This window comes from Thalassospira sp. CH_XMU1448-2 (assembly GCF_037027285.1).
GTDB lineage: Bacteria > Pseudomonadota > Alphaproteobacteria > Rhodospirillales > Thalassospiraceae > Thalassospira > Thalassospira profundimaris_C.
The window spans coordinates 61,046-78,032 of record NZ_JAYMEA010000005.1 but is presented as its reverse complement, the minus strand read 5'-3'; the positions used below and the strand labels follow the sequence as shown (position 1 = coordinate 78,032).

15 protein-coding genes are annotated in these 16,987 nt (G+C 54.7%); 10 read left to right on the top strand and 5 right to left on the bottom strand.

Features of this window, described 5'->3' with window-relative positions:
• Nucleotides 1–25 precede the first annotated feature (25 nt).
• The 4 genes from WA318_RS16935 to WA318_RS16920 all read right to left on the bottom strand — a co-directional run bounded on the left by WA318_RS16935 (nt 26) and on the right by WA318_RS16920 (nt 4,876).
• A complete protein-coding gene (locus tag WA318_RS16935) occupies nt 26–967 on the bottom strand; it encodes an ABC transporter permease (RefSeq protein ID WP_114097114.1) in 942 nt (313 codons plus the stop codon).
• Nucleotides 968–978: 11 nt separating this feature from the next.
• Nucleotides 979–2,046 carry an ABC transporter permease gene (locus WA318_RS16930; RefSeq protein ID WP_114097115.1) on the bottom strand — a complete coding sequence of 356 codons (1,068 nt, stop codon included), beginning with the start codon at nt 2,044–2,046 and terminating at the stop codon, nt 979–981.
• Nucleotides 2,043–3,641, bottom strand: coding sequence for an ABC transporter ATP-binding protein (locus WA318_RS16925; RefSeq protein ID WP_336083020.1), 1,599 nt, complete (start codon nt 3,639–3,641; stop codon nt 2,043–2,045). The genes WA318_RS16930 and WA318_RS16925 overlap by 4 nt, the downstream gene beginning before the upstream one ends.
• A gap of 230 nt (nt 3,642–3,871) precedes the next feature.
• On the bottom strand, nt 3,872–4,876 hold the full coding sequence (locus WA318_RS16920) for a BMP family protein (RefSeq protein WP_336083018.1): 1,005 nt from the start codon (nt 4,874–4,876) through the stop codon (nt 3,872–3,874).
• 509 nt (nt 4,877–5,385) lie between these two features.
• Here WA318_RS16920 and WA318_RS16915 point away from each other — a divergent pair.
• Nucleotides 5,386–6,486, top strand: a complete 1,101-nt coding sequence (locus WA318_RS16915; RefSeq protein WP_336083015.1) for a site-specific DNA-methyltransferase — start codon at nt 5,386–5,388, stop codon at nt 6,484–6,486.
• A 141-nt stretch (nt 6,487–6,627) separates the two neighbouring features.
• Nucleotides 6,628–6,837, top strand: a complete 210-nt coding sequence (locus WA318_RS16910; RefSeq protein ID WP_114097120.1) for a hypothetical protein — start codon at nt 6,628–6,630, stop codon at nt 6,835–6,837.
• 84 nt (nt 6,838–6,921) lie between these two features.
• Here the strand turns inward: WA318_RS16910 and mutY are convergent, their stop codons facing one another.
• A complete protein-coding gene (gene mutY / locus WA318_RS16905; RefSeq protein ID WP_114097121.1) occupies nt 6,922–7,995 on the bottom strand; it encodes an A/G-specific adenine glycosylase in 1,074 nt (357 codons plus the stop codon).
• Nucleotides 7,996–8,065: 70 nt separating this feature from the next.
• Here mutY and WA318_RS16900 point away from each other — a divergent pair, with 70 nt between their 5' ends.
• The 8 genes from WA318_RS16900 to WA318_RS16865 all read left to right on the top strand — a co-directional run bounded on the left by WA318_RS16900 (nt 8,066) and on the right by WA318_RS16865 (nt 16,983).
• Complete coding sequence (locus tag WA318_RS16900; RefSeq protein WP_336083010.1) at nt 8,066–8,689, top strand: DUF721 domain-containing protein; 624 nt, start codon at nt 8,066–8,068, stop codon at nt 8,687–8,689.
• Between the two features lie 243 nt (nt 8,690–8,932).
• Entirely contained in the window at nt 8,933–9,529 is a 597-nt protein-coding gene (locus WA318_RS16895) for a thioredoxin domain-containing protein (RefSeq protein ID WP_114097123.1), read from the top strand.
• A 73-nt stretch (nt 9,530–9,602) separates the two neighbouring features.
• The gene (gene smc / locus WA318_RS16890) at nt 9,603–13,136 is read left to right on the top strand and encodes a chromosome segregation protein SMC (protein WP_336083007.1); all 3,534 of its coding nucleotides are present in this window, start codon (nt 9,603–9,605) and stop codon (nt 13,134–13,136) included.
• Nucleotides 13,137–13,241: 105 nt separating this feature from the next.
• On the top strand, nt 13,242–14,573 hold the full coding sequence (locus WA318_RS16885; RefSeq protein ID WP_147251939.1) for a class I SAM-dependent methyltransferase: 1,332 nt from the start codon (nt 13,242–13,244) through the stop codon (nt 14,571–14,573).
• A 454-nt stretch (nt 14,574–15,027) separates the two neighbouring features.
• Entirely contained in the window at nt 15,028–15,381 is a 354-nt protein-coding gene (locus tag WA318_RS16880; RefSeq protein ID WP_258548622.1) for an AtpZ/AtpI family protein, read from the top strand.
• A 34-nt stretch (nt 15,382–15,415) separates the two neighbouring features.
• The gene (locus WA318_RS16875; RefSeq protein WP_114097126.1) at nt 15,416–16,138 is read left to right on the top strand and encodes a F0F1 ATP synthase subunit A; all 723 of its coding nucleotides are present in this window, start codon (nt 15,416–15,418) and stop codon (nt 16,136–16,138) included.
• A 60-nt stretch (nt 16,139–16,198) separates the two neighbouring features.
• On the top strand, nt 16,199–16,423 hold the full coding sequence (locus tag WA318_RS16870) for an ATP synthase subunit C family protein (RefSeq protein ID WP_033068123.1): 225 nt from the start codon (nt 16,199–16,201) through the stop codon (nt 16,421–16,423).
• Between the two features lie 74 nt (nt 16,424–16,497).
• Nucleotides 16,498–16,983 carry a F0F1 ATP synthase subunit B family protein gene (locus tag WA318_RS16865; RefSeq protein ID WP_114097127.1) on the top strand — a complete coding sequence of 162 codons (486 nt, stop codon included), beginning with the start codon at nt 16,498–16,500 and terminating at the stop codon, nt 16,981–16,983.
• Nucleotides 16,984–16,987: the final 4 nt, after the last annotated feature.

Genomic DNA, 16,987 nt, shown 5'->3' with positions numbered 1-16,987 from the left:
AATCAGAGACGTTTGGAAGTGATACTTAACGCTGGCCCTTGAACCATGGCACCAGAAGTGCCTTGGGGTAATCGGCCTTACGGGCAACAACAATCAGGGCGATGATCGACAGGATATAGGGCATCATCAGGAAGACCTGTGAGGGCAGGAATGCCCCGACTTCGGTTTGCAGGCGAACCTGAAACGCATCAAAGGCCCCGAACAACAGGGCGCCGATCAATGCCTTTCCGGGGCGCCAGCTTGCAAAGACGGTCAGCGCAATGCAAACCCAGCCACGGCCATTGATCATGCCAAAGAAGAAAGCGTCAAAGGCCGACATGGTCAGGAAAGCCCCGCCCAAGGCCATCAGCGATGATCCAACAACAACGGCGCCGATGCGCAAACCATAAACCGAAAGTCCCTGTGCCTCGACCGAGGACGGATTGTCGCCAACTGCACGGATGGCAAGACCTAGCGGGGTGCGATACAGAACCCAGCCGGTGACAAACACCAGAACAAGGGCCAGCATCGTCATTGCGGTTTGCGAAAACAGCGCCTGGCCGATGAAAGGCAAGTCTGACAGGAACGGAATATCAAGCGGCCGGAACGGTTCGATGCGCGGTGGCGAAGATACATCAGGCAAGGCTGTGCGATAGGTGAAATAGGAAAGGCTGGTCGCAAGCAACGTCACCCCGATGCCCGACACATGCTGGCTTAGCCCCAACGGCACAGTCAGGATCGCATGGATCAGGCCAAAGAAGCCCCCGGCAAGGGCTGCGACAAGAACACCGCCCCAAAGTCCGGCACCTAGCCATACCGCCATCCAGCCCGCCATGGCACCGGCGGTAAAAATACCCTCGATGCCAAGGTTAAGAACCCCGGCGCGTTCGCACACAAGTGCGCCCAGAACCCCGAATATCAGCGGGGTCGCGATACGAATGGCGGCTTCCCAGAAGCTGGCGGCAAGAAGAATATCAATGATTTCCATGTCTTTTCCCCTTAACCGGCCGTCTTGCGATCAAAATGAACCGTAAACCGGGTCAAGAAGCCGCCAATCAAAACACAAAGCAACGCCATCGCGACGATCAGATCCGCGAGATAGCTTGAAACACCAATGGCACGGCTCATGGAATCAGCACCGACAAAGACCGATGCCACAAACAGCGCCGATGCAATGACGCCAACCGGCGACAAACGGGCAAGCATGGCAACCACAATTCCGGCATAGCCATATCCGGGCGAAAGATCGGTTGCGAGATACCCACGCGTTCCGGCAACTTCGGCAACACCTGCAAGTCCGGCCAGCCCCCCCGAAAGGGCGGCAACAAGGATCATGGTTTTGGTGACAGAGATGCCTGCAAACCTGGCGGCGGCGGCGTTTTCACCCACGGCACGGATTTCAAACCCCCAGACGGTGCGTTTGACAAAGATCGCAAGCGCAATCGCCGAAATCAGTGCAATGATCAGACCCAAGTGAACACGCATCCGTTCCAGAAGTGGCGGGAACACGGCACTGTCAATGATCGGTTCGGACTGCGGCCAGCCCATCGACATCGGATCTTTAAGCGCGCCTTCAAGCATCATTTGCACAAACAACAGAACGATGAAGTTCAAAAGCAGCGTGGTGACGACTTCATCGACACCCAGACGGGTTTTCATCAATGTCGGCCCGATCAGCATCAGCGCACCGGCAACTGCACCGGCAATCATGATAATCGGGATCATGACCCAGCTTGGGCCATCAATCGCACCCGATCCGATGGCAACGGCGGCCATGGCCCCCATGTAAAGCTGTCCTTCAGCACCGATATTCCAAAGCTTGGCGCGAAATGCGATGGCAGCAGCAAGGCCCGTCAGGATCAGGGGCGTAGCGCGTGTCAGCATTTCCGAAATCGAGAAAACCGAACCATAGGCACCCGTGATCATAAGACCATAGGCCTTGATAATCGGGGCATCGGCAAGGGCAAGCGGGATGGCGGCAAGCAAAATGGCAATGGCAGCCGCAATGACCGGCACGCCATAGGTCAGAACCGGGCCTGGATTGGTGCGGGGTTCAAAGCGGATCATGCCGTTTCTCCCGAATGTGCGTTGGTAGAGGCATGATGGACTTTCTTTTGGCCGGCCATCATCAATCCCAGTTCGGATCGATCAATGGTGTCGGTTGCCATTGCCGGTGTGACGTGACCGGCATGGATAACGGCAATCTGATCTGAAATGGTCAGAAGTTCATCAAGATCTTCGGAAATCAGAATTACGGCAGAACCATTCTGACGCGCTTCAAGCAGGCGGCGATGGACTTCGGATTGCGCGCCAACGTCAAGGCCACGCGACGGCTGATTGGCCAGAATAAGTTTGGGTGATTTTTCCAGAACACGCGCCAGAATAAGTTTCTGGATATTACCGCCCGACAAAAGGCGCGCTGGCGCATCCGGGCCGGGACAGCGGACATCATAATCCTTGATCGCGTGTTCAGCGCGTTTGCGAATAGCGTCGAAATCAAGGAAGCCGAATTTCTGGTAACCGGCATTACGGACATCTTCGATGGCGATGTTTTCAGCCACCGTCATCGATCCGACCATGCCATCATGATGGCGGTCTTCGGGGATGCGGGCGATGCCGTTTTGCGCAAATTTGTGGGCGTCGAATTTTTCGACCTTTTCACCGAAAATCTCGACCGAACCCTGATCGGGTTTATCAAGGCCCGCAATCAGTTGCGCAAGGGCAGCCTGCCCATTGCCCGAGACGCCGGCAATCCCAAGAATTTCCCCTTCGCGGGCCATGATGGAAACGCCATGAAGCGACCGCCGTGAATCCCCGCGATCAATCGTGATATCGGTTAGCGTAATGACTGGTTTGCCCGGCTCGTGCGCGACGCGGCGGCTGACCGGAACTTCACGACCAACCATCAGTTCCGCAATCGAGCGATGATCAGCATCGCTTGTCATCATTTCACCGACCTTTTTACCGCCGCGCAGAACAGCAATACGGTGCGATACGGCCAGAACTTCAGCCAGTTTGTGGGCGATAATGATGACGGCCAGCCCGTTCTGGGCCAGTTTGCGCAGGATGGCAAACAGGCTGTCGGCTTCTTGCGGAGTCAGAACCGCAGTTGGTTCATCAAGAACCAGAAGTCGTGCGTCGCGATAAAGCGCCTTAAGGATCTCAACGCGCTGCTTTTCACCAACGGTCAGCTTGTGAACCGGCTGATCAAGGTCAACATTAAGGCCCGAACCGGCCATCAATTCGGCCAGTTTGGCGCGTGCCTTGGTGCGGTCGCGGCGCAGCCGGAAAATCGGCTCGGTGCCAAGAACGATGTTATCAAGACCGGTCAGGTTTTCGGCCAGGGTGAAATGCTGATGAACCATGCCGATCCCGGCATCAAGGGCAGCCTGCGGGGCGCCCGGTTCAAGCTGTTCAAGGTTTCCATCGCGCGCAGCAACCGTGACGGTGCCTTCGTCTGCGACATAGTGACCGAACAGGATGTTCATGAGCGTGGTCTTGCCCGCGCCATTTTCGCCAAGCAAGGCAACAATTTCGCCCTTGTGGACCGTCAGGTCGATGGCGTCATTGGCGATAAGCGGGCCAAATCTTTTGGTAATGCCTGCAAGCGCAAGCAGCAGGTCTTGGGATATTTCAGGTGATGTTTGCGCAGCAGATGACATCCGGGTAATCCGTTTTGTTTTTATGCGTCACGCTGTAGGGCGAAGTGCCGATGGTGCGGGACCCGAACGCAAAGAGCAAGCTTGGCGACAAGATGTCTGCATCGGATTTACAGCACTGGCATGATGGGGTGCGGTGACGGCCCCGATTGGTTCAAACCCGGGAAACAGGGTCAAACGGCAAAGGGCAGTCCGGCTTCTACACCGAACTGCCCCCGCATTTTAAGCAAATCTTACATCGAAGATTTCGGTTCTTCGTCATTCACGGTGACGGTGAACTTGCCACCAAGGATTTCAGCCTGTTTGGCTTCGACCTTGGCAACAGTGCCTTCCGGAAGGAGGCTTGCGTCAAGAACGACGCTGCCGCCGCCAAATTCCATGTAGCTGAACTTGCCGTAATCTTCGGCTTTGAAGTTGCCAGCTTTGACCGCTTCGATGGCGTGATCAATGGTTGCTTCCATGTGCCAGAGCGCCGAACCAAGAATGGTGCCCGGATAATCAGCAGCCGTGTCGATTACGTTGCCAACTGCCAGAATGCCGCGTTCCTTGGCTGCATCAGATACGCCGAAACGTTCCGCATACATGACGTCCGCACCCTTGTCGATCATCGCAAAGGATGCTTCCTTGGCCTTGGGCGGGTCGTACCAGCTGTTGATGAAGGTCACCATGAATTCAACATCCGGATTGACCGATTTTGCACCTTCCATGAAGGCATGCATCAGGCGGTTGACTTCCGGGATGGCAAAACCGCCAACCATGCCGATTTTGTTCGATTTGGTCGCCGCACCGGCAGCCATGCCGACAAGATAGCTCGGTTCGTGAATGAAGTTGTCAAAGACCGAGAAATTGTCGCCATCCGGGGCAAAGCTTGATCCCATCAGGAAGGCCGTTTTCGGATAATCAGCAGCAACCTTGCGGGCTGCGCGTTCAACGCCAAAGACTTCACCAACAATCAGGTCAGATTCGTTTTCGGCATATTCGCGCATGACGCGCTCATAGTCGGTATTGGCGACGTTTTCAGAAAACTCATAGGAAATATCGCCACGTTCCTTGGCTGCATTCAGCGCCTTGTGAATGCGCGAAACCCATTGCTGTTCGACCGGAACGGTGTAAATGGCCGAAACTTTAAGCGGGTCTGCCTGTGCGGGCGTGCCAAAGCCAAAGGAAACCACTGCTGCTGCGGCCGCCATGGCCGAAAGCAATGCACGGCGGGAAAGGCTAAAAGTGCCTGACTTCATTTTGTCCCCCTGAAGGTTATTGCCGTTATGCGAAGTTCAACTTTTGTGCATAGATTGTGGGCAGATTGTATACACGATCAGAAATGAGGCAAAGGGTGTTCTGTCCAAATGGTCAGTTTTTGTTATTTTACCCGGAAAACCGGACCTTTGGCGCAATAAAACCGGCTTTTGGCGTGTATAAGTTATTGTTTATTCACCCAAAAGGTGATTTTGCGCTTTTGATGTGTGACATTCGGGGGATCAAACAGAAAGCAGCCCTGCGGAGTCCGGCCGGTCTGACCGCGTGATCGGGCAATTGGGGGCGGGGTGGATTACCGACCCAAAATCTTCCGGTTTTTGGAGCAGACCGGTTAATATTGTCTAAACAGATCACACACTTTCTAACACAATGCGAATCCTTGAAAAATTTCGGAGTCGCCAAAGAAAAATTTCGAAGCTGGTTAACCCTTTCATTAACTATTTCGGTTGATGCTTTCCTCAAGATTTCAAGGGGGAACCTAGAAGGCATCATGACTAAAAAAGCAACTTTACCACTTGATCAGGTTCTGGTCGGCGATTGCATCGAGCTGATGAACAGCTTGCCGGAAAAATCGGTTGATCTGATTTTTGCCGATCCGCCCTATAACCTTCAGCTTGGCGGCGATCTTCTGCGTCCGAACAACTCCAAGGTCGACGCTGTTGACGACCATTGGGACCAGTTTGACAGTTTCCGCCATTATGACGAATTCACCCGCGACTGGCTGACGGCTGCGCGCCGGGTGTTGAAGGATACCGGCGCGATCTGGGTGATCGGTTCGTATCACAACATTTACCGCGTTGGTAACATGCTCCAGGACATCGGTTACTGGATCCTCAACGACATTGTCTGGCGTAAAACCAACCCGATGCCGAATTTCCGCGGCAAACGTTTCTGCAATGCGCATGAAACGCTTCTGTGGTGTTCGAAAAGCGAAGAGCAGAAAGCCATCACCTTCAATTATGAAGCGATGAAACAGCTGAATGAAGGCCTTCAGATGCGTTCTGACTGGCTGATGCCGATTTGCTCGGGTTCGGAACGTCTCAAGGATGAAAAGGGTAAAAAGGTCCACCCGACCCAGAAACCCGAAGCCCTTCTTCAGCGCGTGCTGATGGCAACCACCCGTCAGGGGGATGTGGTTCTTGACCCGTTCTTCGGGACGGGTACGACCGGTGCTGCGGCACGTCGTCTGGGCCGTCACTTCATCGGGCTTGAGCGCGAAGAAACCTATGCCGAAGCCGCGCGTGATCGTATTGCCAAGGTCCAGATGCTTGATGGCGACAGCCTTGAACTGACCGAATCGAAACGCTCTTTGCCGCGGATTCCGTTCGGTGCGGTAATCGAACGCGGTCTGCTGTCGCCGGGCGACAAAATCTATGACAACCGTGGCAATGTGGCTGCGATGGTCCGTGCCGATGGCTCGATCAGCCACAAGGACAATGCGGGTTCGATCCATCAGATCGGCGCACATGTCCAGGGCGCACAGGCTTGTAATGGTTGGACTTATTGGCATTACAAGTGTGACGGACGTCTGGTTTCGATCGATAATTTGCGCAGCCAGCTGCGCAAGGAAATGGGTCCGGTCCCCGCCTGATTCTGATCGGAAAAACCGATTAAATCATTGATGCCCATAGGCCGGTGCGATTGAAAAATTGCACCGGCTTTTGCTTTTTGCCCAAAAACTTGCTATGACTTGCAGACCAAATATTATCCGCAAGGATAGATGGAGTAGGCCATGCAAGCAGGCGCAGTAGGCGGTGCAGGATACGCACCCAACCCGGTTCAGATTCAGCAGGCGACCGCCCCGATTGCTGAAGCGGGCAACAATGACCTGAATTCGCCGCCGACACAGCGGGTTGAGCAAACAGCAGAAACAGAAACCTCGCAGCAGGCAGCGCCGGCCCCGACCGGGGGACGTGGACAGGTAATCGATATTTACGCCTGATCGCACCGTAGCAAGGTTAAAAACAAAAAGGGCCCGTGAGCAATCACGGGCCTTTTCACGTGCGGGCAATACGTCAACGCTGGTTTAGCGGTATTTCAGGGCGTGGCGGACAATTTTCTTCATGATTGTCGGCAAGGCAAAATCGGCAAGTCCGTCAATGGTGGTCCAACTGCCATTCATCCGGTCTGCCTGATCGGCGGGAACGGTGGTCGCAAGAACACTGACATTGAGATGGAAGTGGGTAAAGGTATGCCCGACCGTTCCGTCAAGTTCGGACCATTTTGCCGAGATCGGTGCTTCGGACAACATGACGTCATCGGGGGTTTCGATTGCGCGCCAGTCACTCCCCGGTACTTCATAAAGGCCGCCCAGCAGTCCCGTTTCGGGGCGTCGACGTATCAGAATACGTCCATCATCCTCGCGCCGGATCCAGAAGGCATATCCGACACGGGTCGGCTTGGCTTCCTTCTTCCGCTTCTTCGGAAGATCTGGTGCGATGCCCGATTTGCGGCCTTCGCAATCAGCCTGCCAGGGACAGATGCCGCAAGCCGGATTGCGCGGTGTGCACACTGTGGCGCCCAGATCCATCAGGGCCTGGGCATAGTCACCGGGCCGATTGGCCGGTGTCAGGGCTGCCGACTTTTCCTTGATTTCCGGTTTGACGTCAGGAAGTGGCGTTTCAAGTGCAAACAGGCGTGAAATCACCCGTTCGATATTGCCATCCACCGGACTTGCATGCCGGTTAAAGGCAATGGCTGCGACCGCGCAGGCGGTATAGGGACCAATGCCGGGCAGTTTCAGCAATCCTTCCTCGGTATCGGGGAAAATGCCAGCATAGTCGCTAGCGACCACTTTGGCGCATTTGTGCAGATTGCGCGCTCGCGCGTAATATCCTAGGCCTTGCCAGGCATGAAGCACGTCATCAAGTTCGGCACTGGCAAGATCGGTCACAGTCGGCCAGCGTTTCAGAAAGGCCGCGAAATACGGACCGACGGTTTGTACCGTGGTTTGTTGCAGCATGATTTCGCTGAGCCAGACGTGATAGGGATTAGGCGTTTCGCCCGGTTCCGAGCGCCACGGTAATGTGCGGTGATGTCGGTCATACCATTCAAGCATGGTCTGACCGAGGCGGGCGATATCGTCAGTGGTGAAATGCACGGCGTTCCCGTGTTATGTTGTGATTACGATTTACGGGTAAAGTCAGACCGACCCTACGAAAGAACCGGGCGTGAGCAAGCAAAAAGATATGACTGGTACGAAAACTGCTGCTGCGATGGATCAGACATCCTCGTCGGTTGACGCCAAAAACGCGGTCAAAAAGCGCCAGAAAATTACCCCGATGGGCAGTTCTGAACGCCGGATGGGCTTGCGCAATGTTGCCCCCTTGGTTGGCAACCTGACGCGTCCACTGGTGCGCAAGCGCGGCTTTTTCCAGACGGAAATCATCCTGCATTGGGCGGAAATCGTCGGACGTGATCTTGAACAATTCACGATGCCGGTGAAATATTCCCCGCCACGCGGCGAAAATGCCGGGGGCGGGACGCTTGTCATCCGCGTAACCGGACCTGTCGCAATCGAGCTGCAACACCGGATGCCCCAGATCATTGATCGGGTGAATACCTATTTCGGGTATCGGGCGGTTGACCGGATCAAGATGATGCAGGGCGATATTTCCCGTCCTGAACGCACCGTTCACCGTCCGACTATTGTGCCCGAAGGCGACATCACCCAAGCCAGCCAGATCAATATCGACAAGATCGAAGACCCGCATCTGCGCGAAGTCCTGACCCGACTGGGGCGTCACATCGCCGGTGCCAACGGTGCTGCAAAGCCGGGCACTGGCAAAAAATAGTCCCCCGGGGATATGGGCAAGTCCGTCAAATCACGGTGTTTTGGTGTTGCTGACGGACGTTGATTGCCACCTGTTTTGGGGGGCGATTATCGAATCAGTTTCCTGAAATGAACGAACACGGTCTTGCCGCATTTTCCCGGCAGCTTGGCGACTCGTTGGTGCAATAGCAGTTTTGGGGGGCGTGTTGACTCCTGCGCTGCAACAGGCTTGTAATCACAAAACTTTGTTTTAACGGAGGTTTCCTTGCTAAAGGCGGTTAAGTTTCTTGCAGGTGCGTTTCTGATTGCGATCGGTGTCGCTGGTACGCAACAGGCACATGCAACAGAATGGAAAGAACATGTGCTGGGTGATGAGAATGCACCGGTCACGATGATTGAATATGCATCTTTGACCTGCCCTCATTGTGCGACCTTTCACAATGAAGTTCTGCCCGAACTCAAGGAAAAGCTGATTGATACCGGAAAACTTAAACTGGTTTTCCGTGATTATCCGCTTGATGCGGTTGCCCTGCGTGCAGCAGCTGTTGCGCAATGTGCGGGCGATGACCGTTATTTCGGTGTGCTGAGCATGCTGTTCAAATCGCAGCTGACCTGGGCCCGTTCACAAGACCCGATAGACGGGATCAAGCAGGTTGTCCGTTTCGGTGGCATGAATGGGGATGCCGTTGATGCGTGTCTGGCTGATCAGGACATGATTGATGCAATCGTTGCTTCGCGCATGAAAGGCGAACAGGAATACAATGTTTCCTCGACGCCGAGTTTCGTCCTTGATGGTGAAACCATTGCCGGTTCGCGTGACGCTGAATTCTTCATCGAAAAAGTCGAAGACCTTATCGACTAAATAAAACAAATCTGCCGGATACCGTGGTCACGGTGTCCGGCATCAGGGGCAGAGGTCGGACCGGGGGACATGATTGGTCCAGTTTAAATCGCTAAAGCTGACGGGGTTCAAATCCTTCGTCGATTCAACAGACTTACTGGTTGAAGACGGGCTGACAGGTGTTGTCGGCCCGAATGGCTGTGGCAAATCCAATCTTGTTGAAGCACTGCGCTGGGTGATGGGCGAAACGTCCGCCAAACAGATGCGCGGTTCTGACATGTCCGACGTTATCTTTGGCGGGACATCGTCCCGTCCTGCCCGAAATGTGGCCGAAGTTTCTGTGACGCTCGATAACAGCGAACGCAAGGCCCCGGCCATGTTCAACGATTTCGAGCTTCTTGAAGTTACCCGTCGTATCGAGCGCGGTGGCGGATCGAATTACAAGGTCAATGGCAAGGATGTCCGTGCGCGCGATGTCCAGTTGCTGTTTGCCGATGCGGCGACCGGTGCACGATCCAATGCCATGGTCTCACAGGGCAAGATTGGTGCACTGATCGGGGCCAAACCGATCCAGCGTCGTCTGATTCTTGAAGAGGCCGCGGGCATTACCGGTCTGCATTCGCGTCGTCATGAGGCCGAGCTGCGCCTGAAAAACGCAGAACAGAATATGGAACGTCTTGAAGACGTTCTTGTGCAGCTTGATGCGCAGCTTGCGAGTTTACAAAAACAGGCCCGTCAGGCCGAACGGTATCGCAAGCTTTCCGACAGCATCCGCGAGACCGAGGCATTACTGTTCCATATCCGCTGGACCGAGGCGCAGAAACGTCAGAATGATGCGCGTGAATTGCTGGTGGCGGGTGAAAGTGCGGTCCGTGATCTGACATCCTCGGTGACCGAGGCGACAACGGTTCAGGCTCATATTGCGGCAAGCCTTCCGGATTTGCGCAAAAAAGAAGCCGACGCCGCAGCAGCGCTACAACGTCTTTTGATCGAACGCGAAGGCCTTGATAAAGACAAGGCCCAGATCGAAACCCAGATGAGCCAGCTTCGCGCCCGCATCCAGCAGATTGATGCCGACCTTGCGCGTGAAGCTGAACTGGCAAGCGATGCACAGGGTGCGCTTGAAAAGCTGAAACGTGAACGTGAAGAACTCAGCGAAGCCCAGGGTGGCGAGGATGACGAGCTTGATGAAGCCAAGGAAAGGGTCGCCGAAAAGGCCATCCGGGTTGAAGAGCTTGAAGGTGCGGTCGATGCCCTGACCAACAAGGTCGCCGAGGAAGAAGCCCGTCTTAAATCCGTCCAGCAGCGCTTAAGCGAGCTTAATACCCGCCGCAACCGGTTGACCGAACGTCACGACGAGGCGGTTGCAAAGCTTGATGATATTCGCATCGAGGCCGACTTTACCGAGGCCCTTGAAGAAGCAAACATGCATCTTGAAGAATGCGAAGAGCTTTGCGAGCAACGCAAAATGGCGGTCGAAGAAGCCGAGATGCGTCTGGCAGAAATGCGCGACCGCGAGGACGGCCTGAAAACCGCCGAAAGCGACGCCCGCGATGCCCTGCGTGATGCCGAAAGCCGCAAGGCGCGCCTGGTGGCCGAGATCGAGGCGCTTGAAAGTCTGCTTAAGGGCGGGGATGACGATAAATATCCCGGCGTGATCGAAGACATCACCGTGCAAAGCGGTCTTGAACTGGCAATGGCAGCGGCCCTTGGCGAAGACCTTGATGCGCCTGATGCACCTGATGCCGCGATGCATTGGTCGGCCATTGATCCGGCGACCGACGATCCGGCCTTGCCTGACGGGGTAAGTGCCCTTGCCAAATTTGTCGAGGCACCGGCACTTCTGAACCGTCGCCTGTGGCAGATCGGTATTGTCGATGACGAGGCGACCGGTAATTTCCTGTCGAAGAATTTGAAAGTCGGTCAGCGACTGGTGTCACGCGAAGGTGCGCTTTGGCGTTGGGATGGCTATCGCATTCTGGCCGGTGCCGAACTTCCGGCGGCTGTGCGTTTGCGTCAGCGTAACCGGCTTGATGAGCTGCGCGGTGAACTTGAAGAAGCCGACGGCGTTGTCGAAGCTGCCCTTGAGCAGTCCGAAATTGCCAGCGGAAATGTCGAACGGCTTGATGAAGAAATCGAAGCTGCGCGCACTGCCGAACAGGAAGCCCATCGTGCTGTGCGTGAGGCAGAAGGCACCCTGTCGCGGGCCCGCGAGGAAATCGCCAATATCAAGCGCGATGCCAGTGCCATCGAAAGCCGTCTGCAAAACGCCGAAGAGGCCGAAAAACGCGCCAAACAGGACCTTGATGAAGTCATCGCCGAACAGGAAGAGCTCTCTGCCCTGCCTGAGGAAAGCAGCGAAGGCCTTATGGAAATCAAGGCCGAACTGATCGAACAGCGTGCCAATCTTTCCGATGCGCGCGCAGATCAGATGGAAGCAAGAAGTCTGCTTGAACGCATGCAAAGTGCGATGTCAGGCCGTCGCAAGCGGCTTGAGTTTGTTGAAAACGAAATTGCCACCTGGAACGAACGTGCATCGGGTGCGGGTGAACGTGTTGCCGAATTGCGCGACCGTCAGGAAGAAGCCCGCATGGAGATCGAGGAGCTTGAGCTTAAGCCCGACGAAATCGAAGAACGCAGGGCGATCCTGTCTGACCGGATCGAGCTGTCTGACCAGACCCGCAAGGACGCGGCAGATGAGCTGCAAAAGGCCGAAAACGCCCAGCGTGAAGCGGATCAGAACCTTAAGGAAGCTGAACAGAAGCTGGCCGAAGCCCGCGAAGGCCGTGTGCGGTGTGAAGCATTGCTCGAACAGGCCGAACAGCATCGCCGCGATTTGATCGAGCGTATCCGCGAACGCGTCAATGCCACGCCCGATCAACTGGTCGAACTTGGTCAGATTGACCTGACCAAGGAATTGCCGTCCGAAACCGATATCGAAGCGCGCCTGCAACGCCAGTCACGCGAACGCGAAAATCTTGGCGCGGTTAACTTGCGTGCCGAAGTCGAACTGGCGGAATTGCAGGAACAGAAAGACACGATGGTGTCTGAACGCGATGATTTGATTGCTGCCATCGACAAGCTGCGCAATGGCATCAATCAGCTCAACCGCGAAGCTCGTGCGCGCCTTAAAACCGCGTTTGACGAGGTCGACAAACATTTCCAGCAACTGTTTGTGCGCCTGTTTGGTGGCGGTGGCGCGCATCTTATGCTGACCGATGCAGATGATCCGCTTGAAGCCGGACTTGAAATCATGGCGTCCCCGCCGGGCAAGAAGCTTCAGCATCTTTCCCTGCTTTCCGGTGGGGAGCAGGCTTTGACGGCGGTCGCACTGCTGTTTGCAGTGTTCCTGACCAACCCAGCCCCGATCTGCGTGCTTGACGAGGTCGATGCACCGCTTGATGACGCCAACGTTGACCGCTTCTGCAAGCTGCTTGAAGCGATCGGGCGCCATGCCAATACCCGTTTCCTTGTCATCACCCACCACCGTATGACCATGGCCCGCATGAACCGTCTGTTTGGTGTGACAATGGCAGAACGTGGCGTGTCGTCGCTGGTATCGGTCGACCTTCATCAGGCCGAAGTCTATTCCAAAAAAGAACAGACCGAGCTCGATTTTACAAGCTAGGGTCGCCGTCGCGTTTTCAGGTGCGATTAGATTATCCGAAGTTAATAAACTGATAGGGTGCTCAATGTTAAACCGAGATTGAAATTCAATGACGGTGAAGAATTGATGTCCCAGAAAGTGCGTGAGCTTTACGAACAGTTTCCTTATCCCCTGCGAGACCCGCAGGACGAAAAAGACCGTTTGTTGATGCCGCCGCTCGACAATCTGTCCCGGGTTAATCACTACTGTTTTGGGGGAGCCGGGGGGATCGACGGATCATTCCGTGCCCTCGTTGCCGGAGGCGGTACGGGTGATGCCATGGTCTGGCTTGCCGAACAGCTCCGCGATGTCGGTGGCTCGGTGACATATCTTGAACCGTCCGAAGCCAGCACCAGGGTGGCACGTGCACGTGCCGAGGCGCGCGGTCTTGCGAATGTTACCTATGTTAAGGCGACGATTGCCGAATTTGCGCGATCAAAGCCCGAACCGTTCGACTACATCAATTGCGCCGGCGTTTTGCACCATCTTGAAAACCCGCCAGAAGGGCTTCGTGATCTGACTTCGGTTTTGAAGCCTGACGGGGCGATGGGCGTTATGGTGTATGGCGAACATGGTCGTCTTGCGGTGACCGAATGGCGCAAGATGATCGAACCGCTTCTCGTCAACAAAAGTTTGTCCGAACAACTTGCCATGACGCGCACGTTGCTGGGCAATCTGCCCGACGACAATATGCTGCTCAAGATGGGCGGTGGTCCGGGGTTCATCAAAGGATTGCTTGAAAACGATCCTGAAATTGTTGATTTGCTGCTTCATCCTGTCGAATGTGCCTATGACGTTCACGGGGTCTATGACTTTGCCGCATCAGCGGGTTTGCATGTTGCAGCCTTTACCGGATTTTTCGGGTTCGGTGGGACGGGCAAGGCGCATTACGCGGTTGGTAATCTGGTACGAGATCCGGTCTTGTTGCGGGAACTTTCGGCCAAGCCACTCCGCGATCAGCAGGCATTTTGCGAACGTTACAGCGGGGCCATGCCGCTCCATGCGTTTTATCTGACCCGTGAAGACCGTGCGCAGGTGGCAGAAATGCTGCCGGATGGGGAACTTGCACCATATTTCTTTGTCAAACCGGATGACACATTCTTTGATGATCTGGTTGCCCTGGCAGGCAAGCCGGTCCTGATCGAAGATGGCAGTGGCAATGCCGTTGACCTGACAGGCGGTCCTGATCTGGCGCGATTGTTATCGGTGTTTGATGGCAAGAACACGGTGGCCGATCTGGTCCGGATTCTGCGTGACGAGATTCTGGTCAAACAGCCCATCGATATGAATTCGATTGCCATCAACACGCTTGGAGCTGTCTGGGCGTTGTTCCACAAGTTTGACTGGATGCTGGCAAGCCGTCCCGATGGCTGGCAAAAATCCGAAAGCGAACGTCGATTGAGCATCCGCAAACTTTGACGCTGTGATCGTCGAGATTCTCGTTTGTGAATTGTGTTTTGAGCGACCCGGGGTGAATCGACCAACCTGTGGTGCAACTGGTCGGGAAAAACTACGCCAACACCGTAAAATATCGACCAGAATCACTGAAAATCGCAGGTGCATGTGAAATTAGATCACATTGTAATATGTTGCTCTCTTTGCTGCCAAATCCATGATAACCAAGGGAAACTGCCGGTTGCAGCCGACCTGCTTCTAAAAATGGCAGCTTAATCGTCTGCGACTATTGCCTAAGTGTAAAAGTGTTTTCCTTCACATTATTCAATATAAGATATTGTTATAAAAAGACTTATGCCTGTTTTGATCCCGCTTGCGAGGCGGGGTTTTACAGCTTGACAGCCCATGGGGTGCTAAGTATGTTGCCCGCGCATTTCCTTGCGACGTTTGCGAGGTTGCCAAAGCGGGGTTCACGACAATGAGCGATGATAAAGATCGCGCTTCATTAGAAGAGCTGGAAAGCAAGCTGGCAGCTGTAGCAGGCAAACGCGAAGAGACGCGCGGCCCGAACCGGGCGACTGGCAAACCGTCCCAAGGGATGGCACTAGGCATGAGAATTTCGGCGGAAATGATCGCTGCTGTTCTTGTTGGCTTGTTGATTGGCTGGGCGCTGGATCGGGTGCTTGATACGACGCCTTGGCTTCTTGTCCTGTTCGTTTTTCTCGGGGCAGGTGCCGGAGGCTTGAACGCTTATCGTGTTGCCAAAGGCTATGACAGTGCTGTCGGTCTTGGTCGCGCGATAAGGGAGCACAAGCAGGGGGACGGGGAATAACCCCGAAGCCTTATAATATTGAGCGAGGATTACGGTGGCTGGACCGCTAGAGCAGTTTGAAATCAAGCCCTTGGCCGAGCTTTCGCTTGGTGGCATTGATATTTCCTTCACCAACTCCGCCCTTTGGATGGTAATCGCAGCCGTTCTCGTAACGTGCTTCATGACGCTGTCCATGCGTCGCGGTGCATTGGTCCCGGGTCGCTGGCAGGGTGCTGCCGAGGTGATGTACGAATTCGTCGCCAATATGCTCAAAGATAACGTTGGAAGCGCGGGTCGCAAGTACTTCCCGTTCATTTTTACGTTGTTCATGTTCGTTATGTTCGGGAACCTGCTTGGCATGATCCCGCACAGCTTTACATTTACGAGCCACATCGCGGTTAACTTCGCGCTGGCTCTGGTGATCTTCATCGGTGTGACGGTCATCGGCTTTATGCGTCATGGTACGCATTACCTTCGGATGTTCTTCCCTGAAGGTGCGCCGATTGCGACTGCGATCATTCTGGTCCCGATTGAAATCATCTCCTATTTCTCTCGTCCGTTCAGCCTGGCTATCCGACTGTTTGCAAACATGACCGTCGGCCACATCATGCTGAAAGTTATCGGTGGGTTCGTCGGCCTGATTGGCATTCTCGGCGTGCTTCCGTTCGCTCTGCTGACGGGGATTACTGTTCTGGAGTTCGGCATTGCTGCGCTTCAGGCTTATGTGTTCACAATTCTCACCTGCATCTATCTCCATGATGCAATCCACATGCACTAATGTGTGTGGTTTGGTGTGATCTCTTCTGATTGCCTTTAAGAAATTCGAAAGGGTGAAGTTATGGAACTCGATGCTGCTAAGATGATCGGTGCTGGCCTGGCTGCTATTGGCATGATTGGTGCCGGTATTGGTGTTGGTAACATCTGGTCGAGCCTGATTGCGACTGTTGGCCGTAACCCGGCTGCAAAAGGCGACGTTGAACTGTATGGCTGGATCGGCTTTGCTGTTACCGAAGCTATTGCACTGTTCGCACTCGTCGTTGCGCTGATCGTTCTGTTCGTCTAATCGGCGCCTTTTGAGCGAATACACGGCCCGGCGAGGAAGACCCTCGCCGGTGTCGTTGAATTCGGGAGTAGGCTATGCCGCAGTTTGATATTGCGACGTTCTCAGCACAGATCTTCTGGCTGTTCGTTATTTTCGCCGTCTTGTATTTCTTGATGTCGAAAATCGCGCTGCCGAAAGTTGGTGAAGTGCTTGAACGCCGTCAGAAAACCATCGAAGACAACCTTGGCAAGGCCCGGGCGTTGAAAGACGAAACCGATGCCGCCATCGCGAAATACGAGGCTGCTCTGGCAGAAGCTCGTGATGCCGCGCAGGCTGACATTCGCGAAGCTTCGGAAAAGGCTGCTGCAGAGCAGGCCAAGAAAACCGAAGCGCTGGTCAAGAAGCTGTCTAAAAAGACATCTGATGCCGAGAAGGCAATTGCGGATGCCAAAACGGATGCACTGAGCGGTGTTGCAGAAGCAGCATCGGAAATTGCCCGCGAAGCAACCGAAAAACTTATCGGTGTCAAGGTTCAGGCCAAAACTGCCGACAAGGCCGTTTCGGCGATTGTAGGAGAGTAAGATA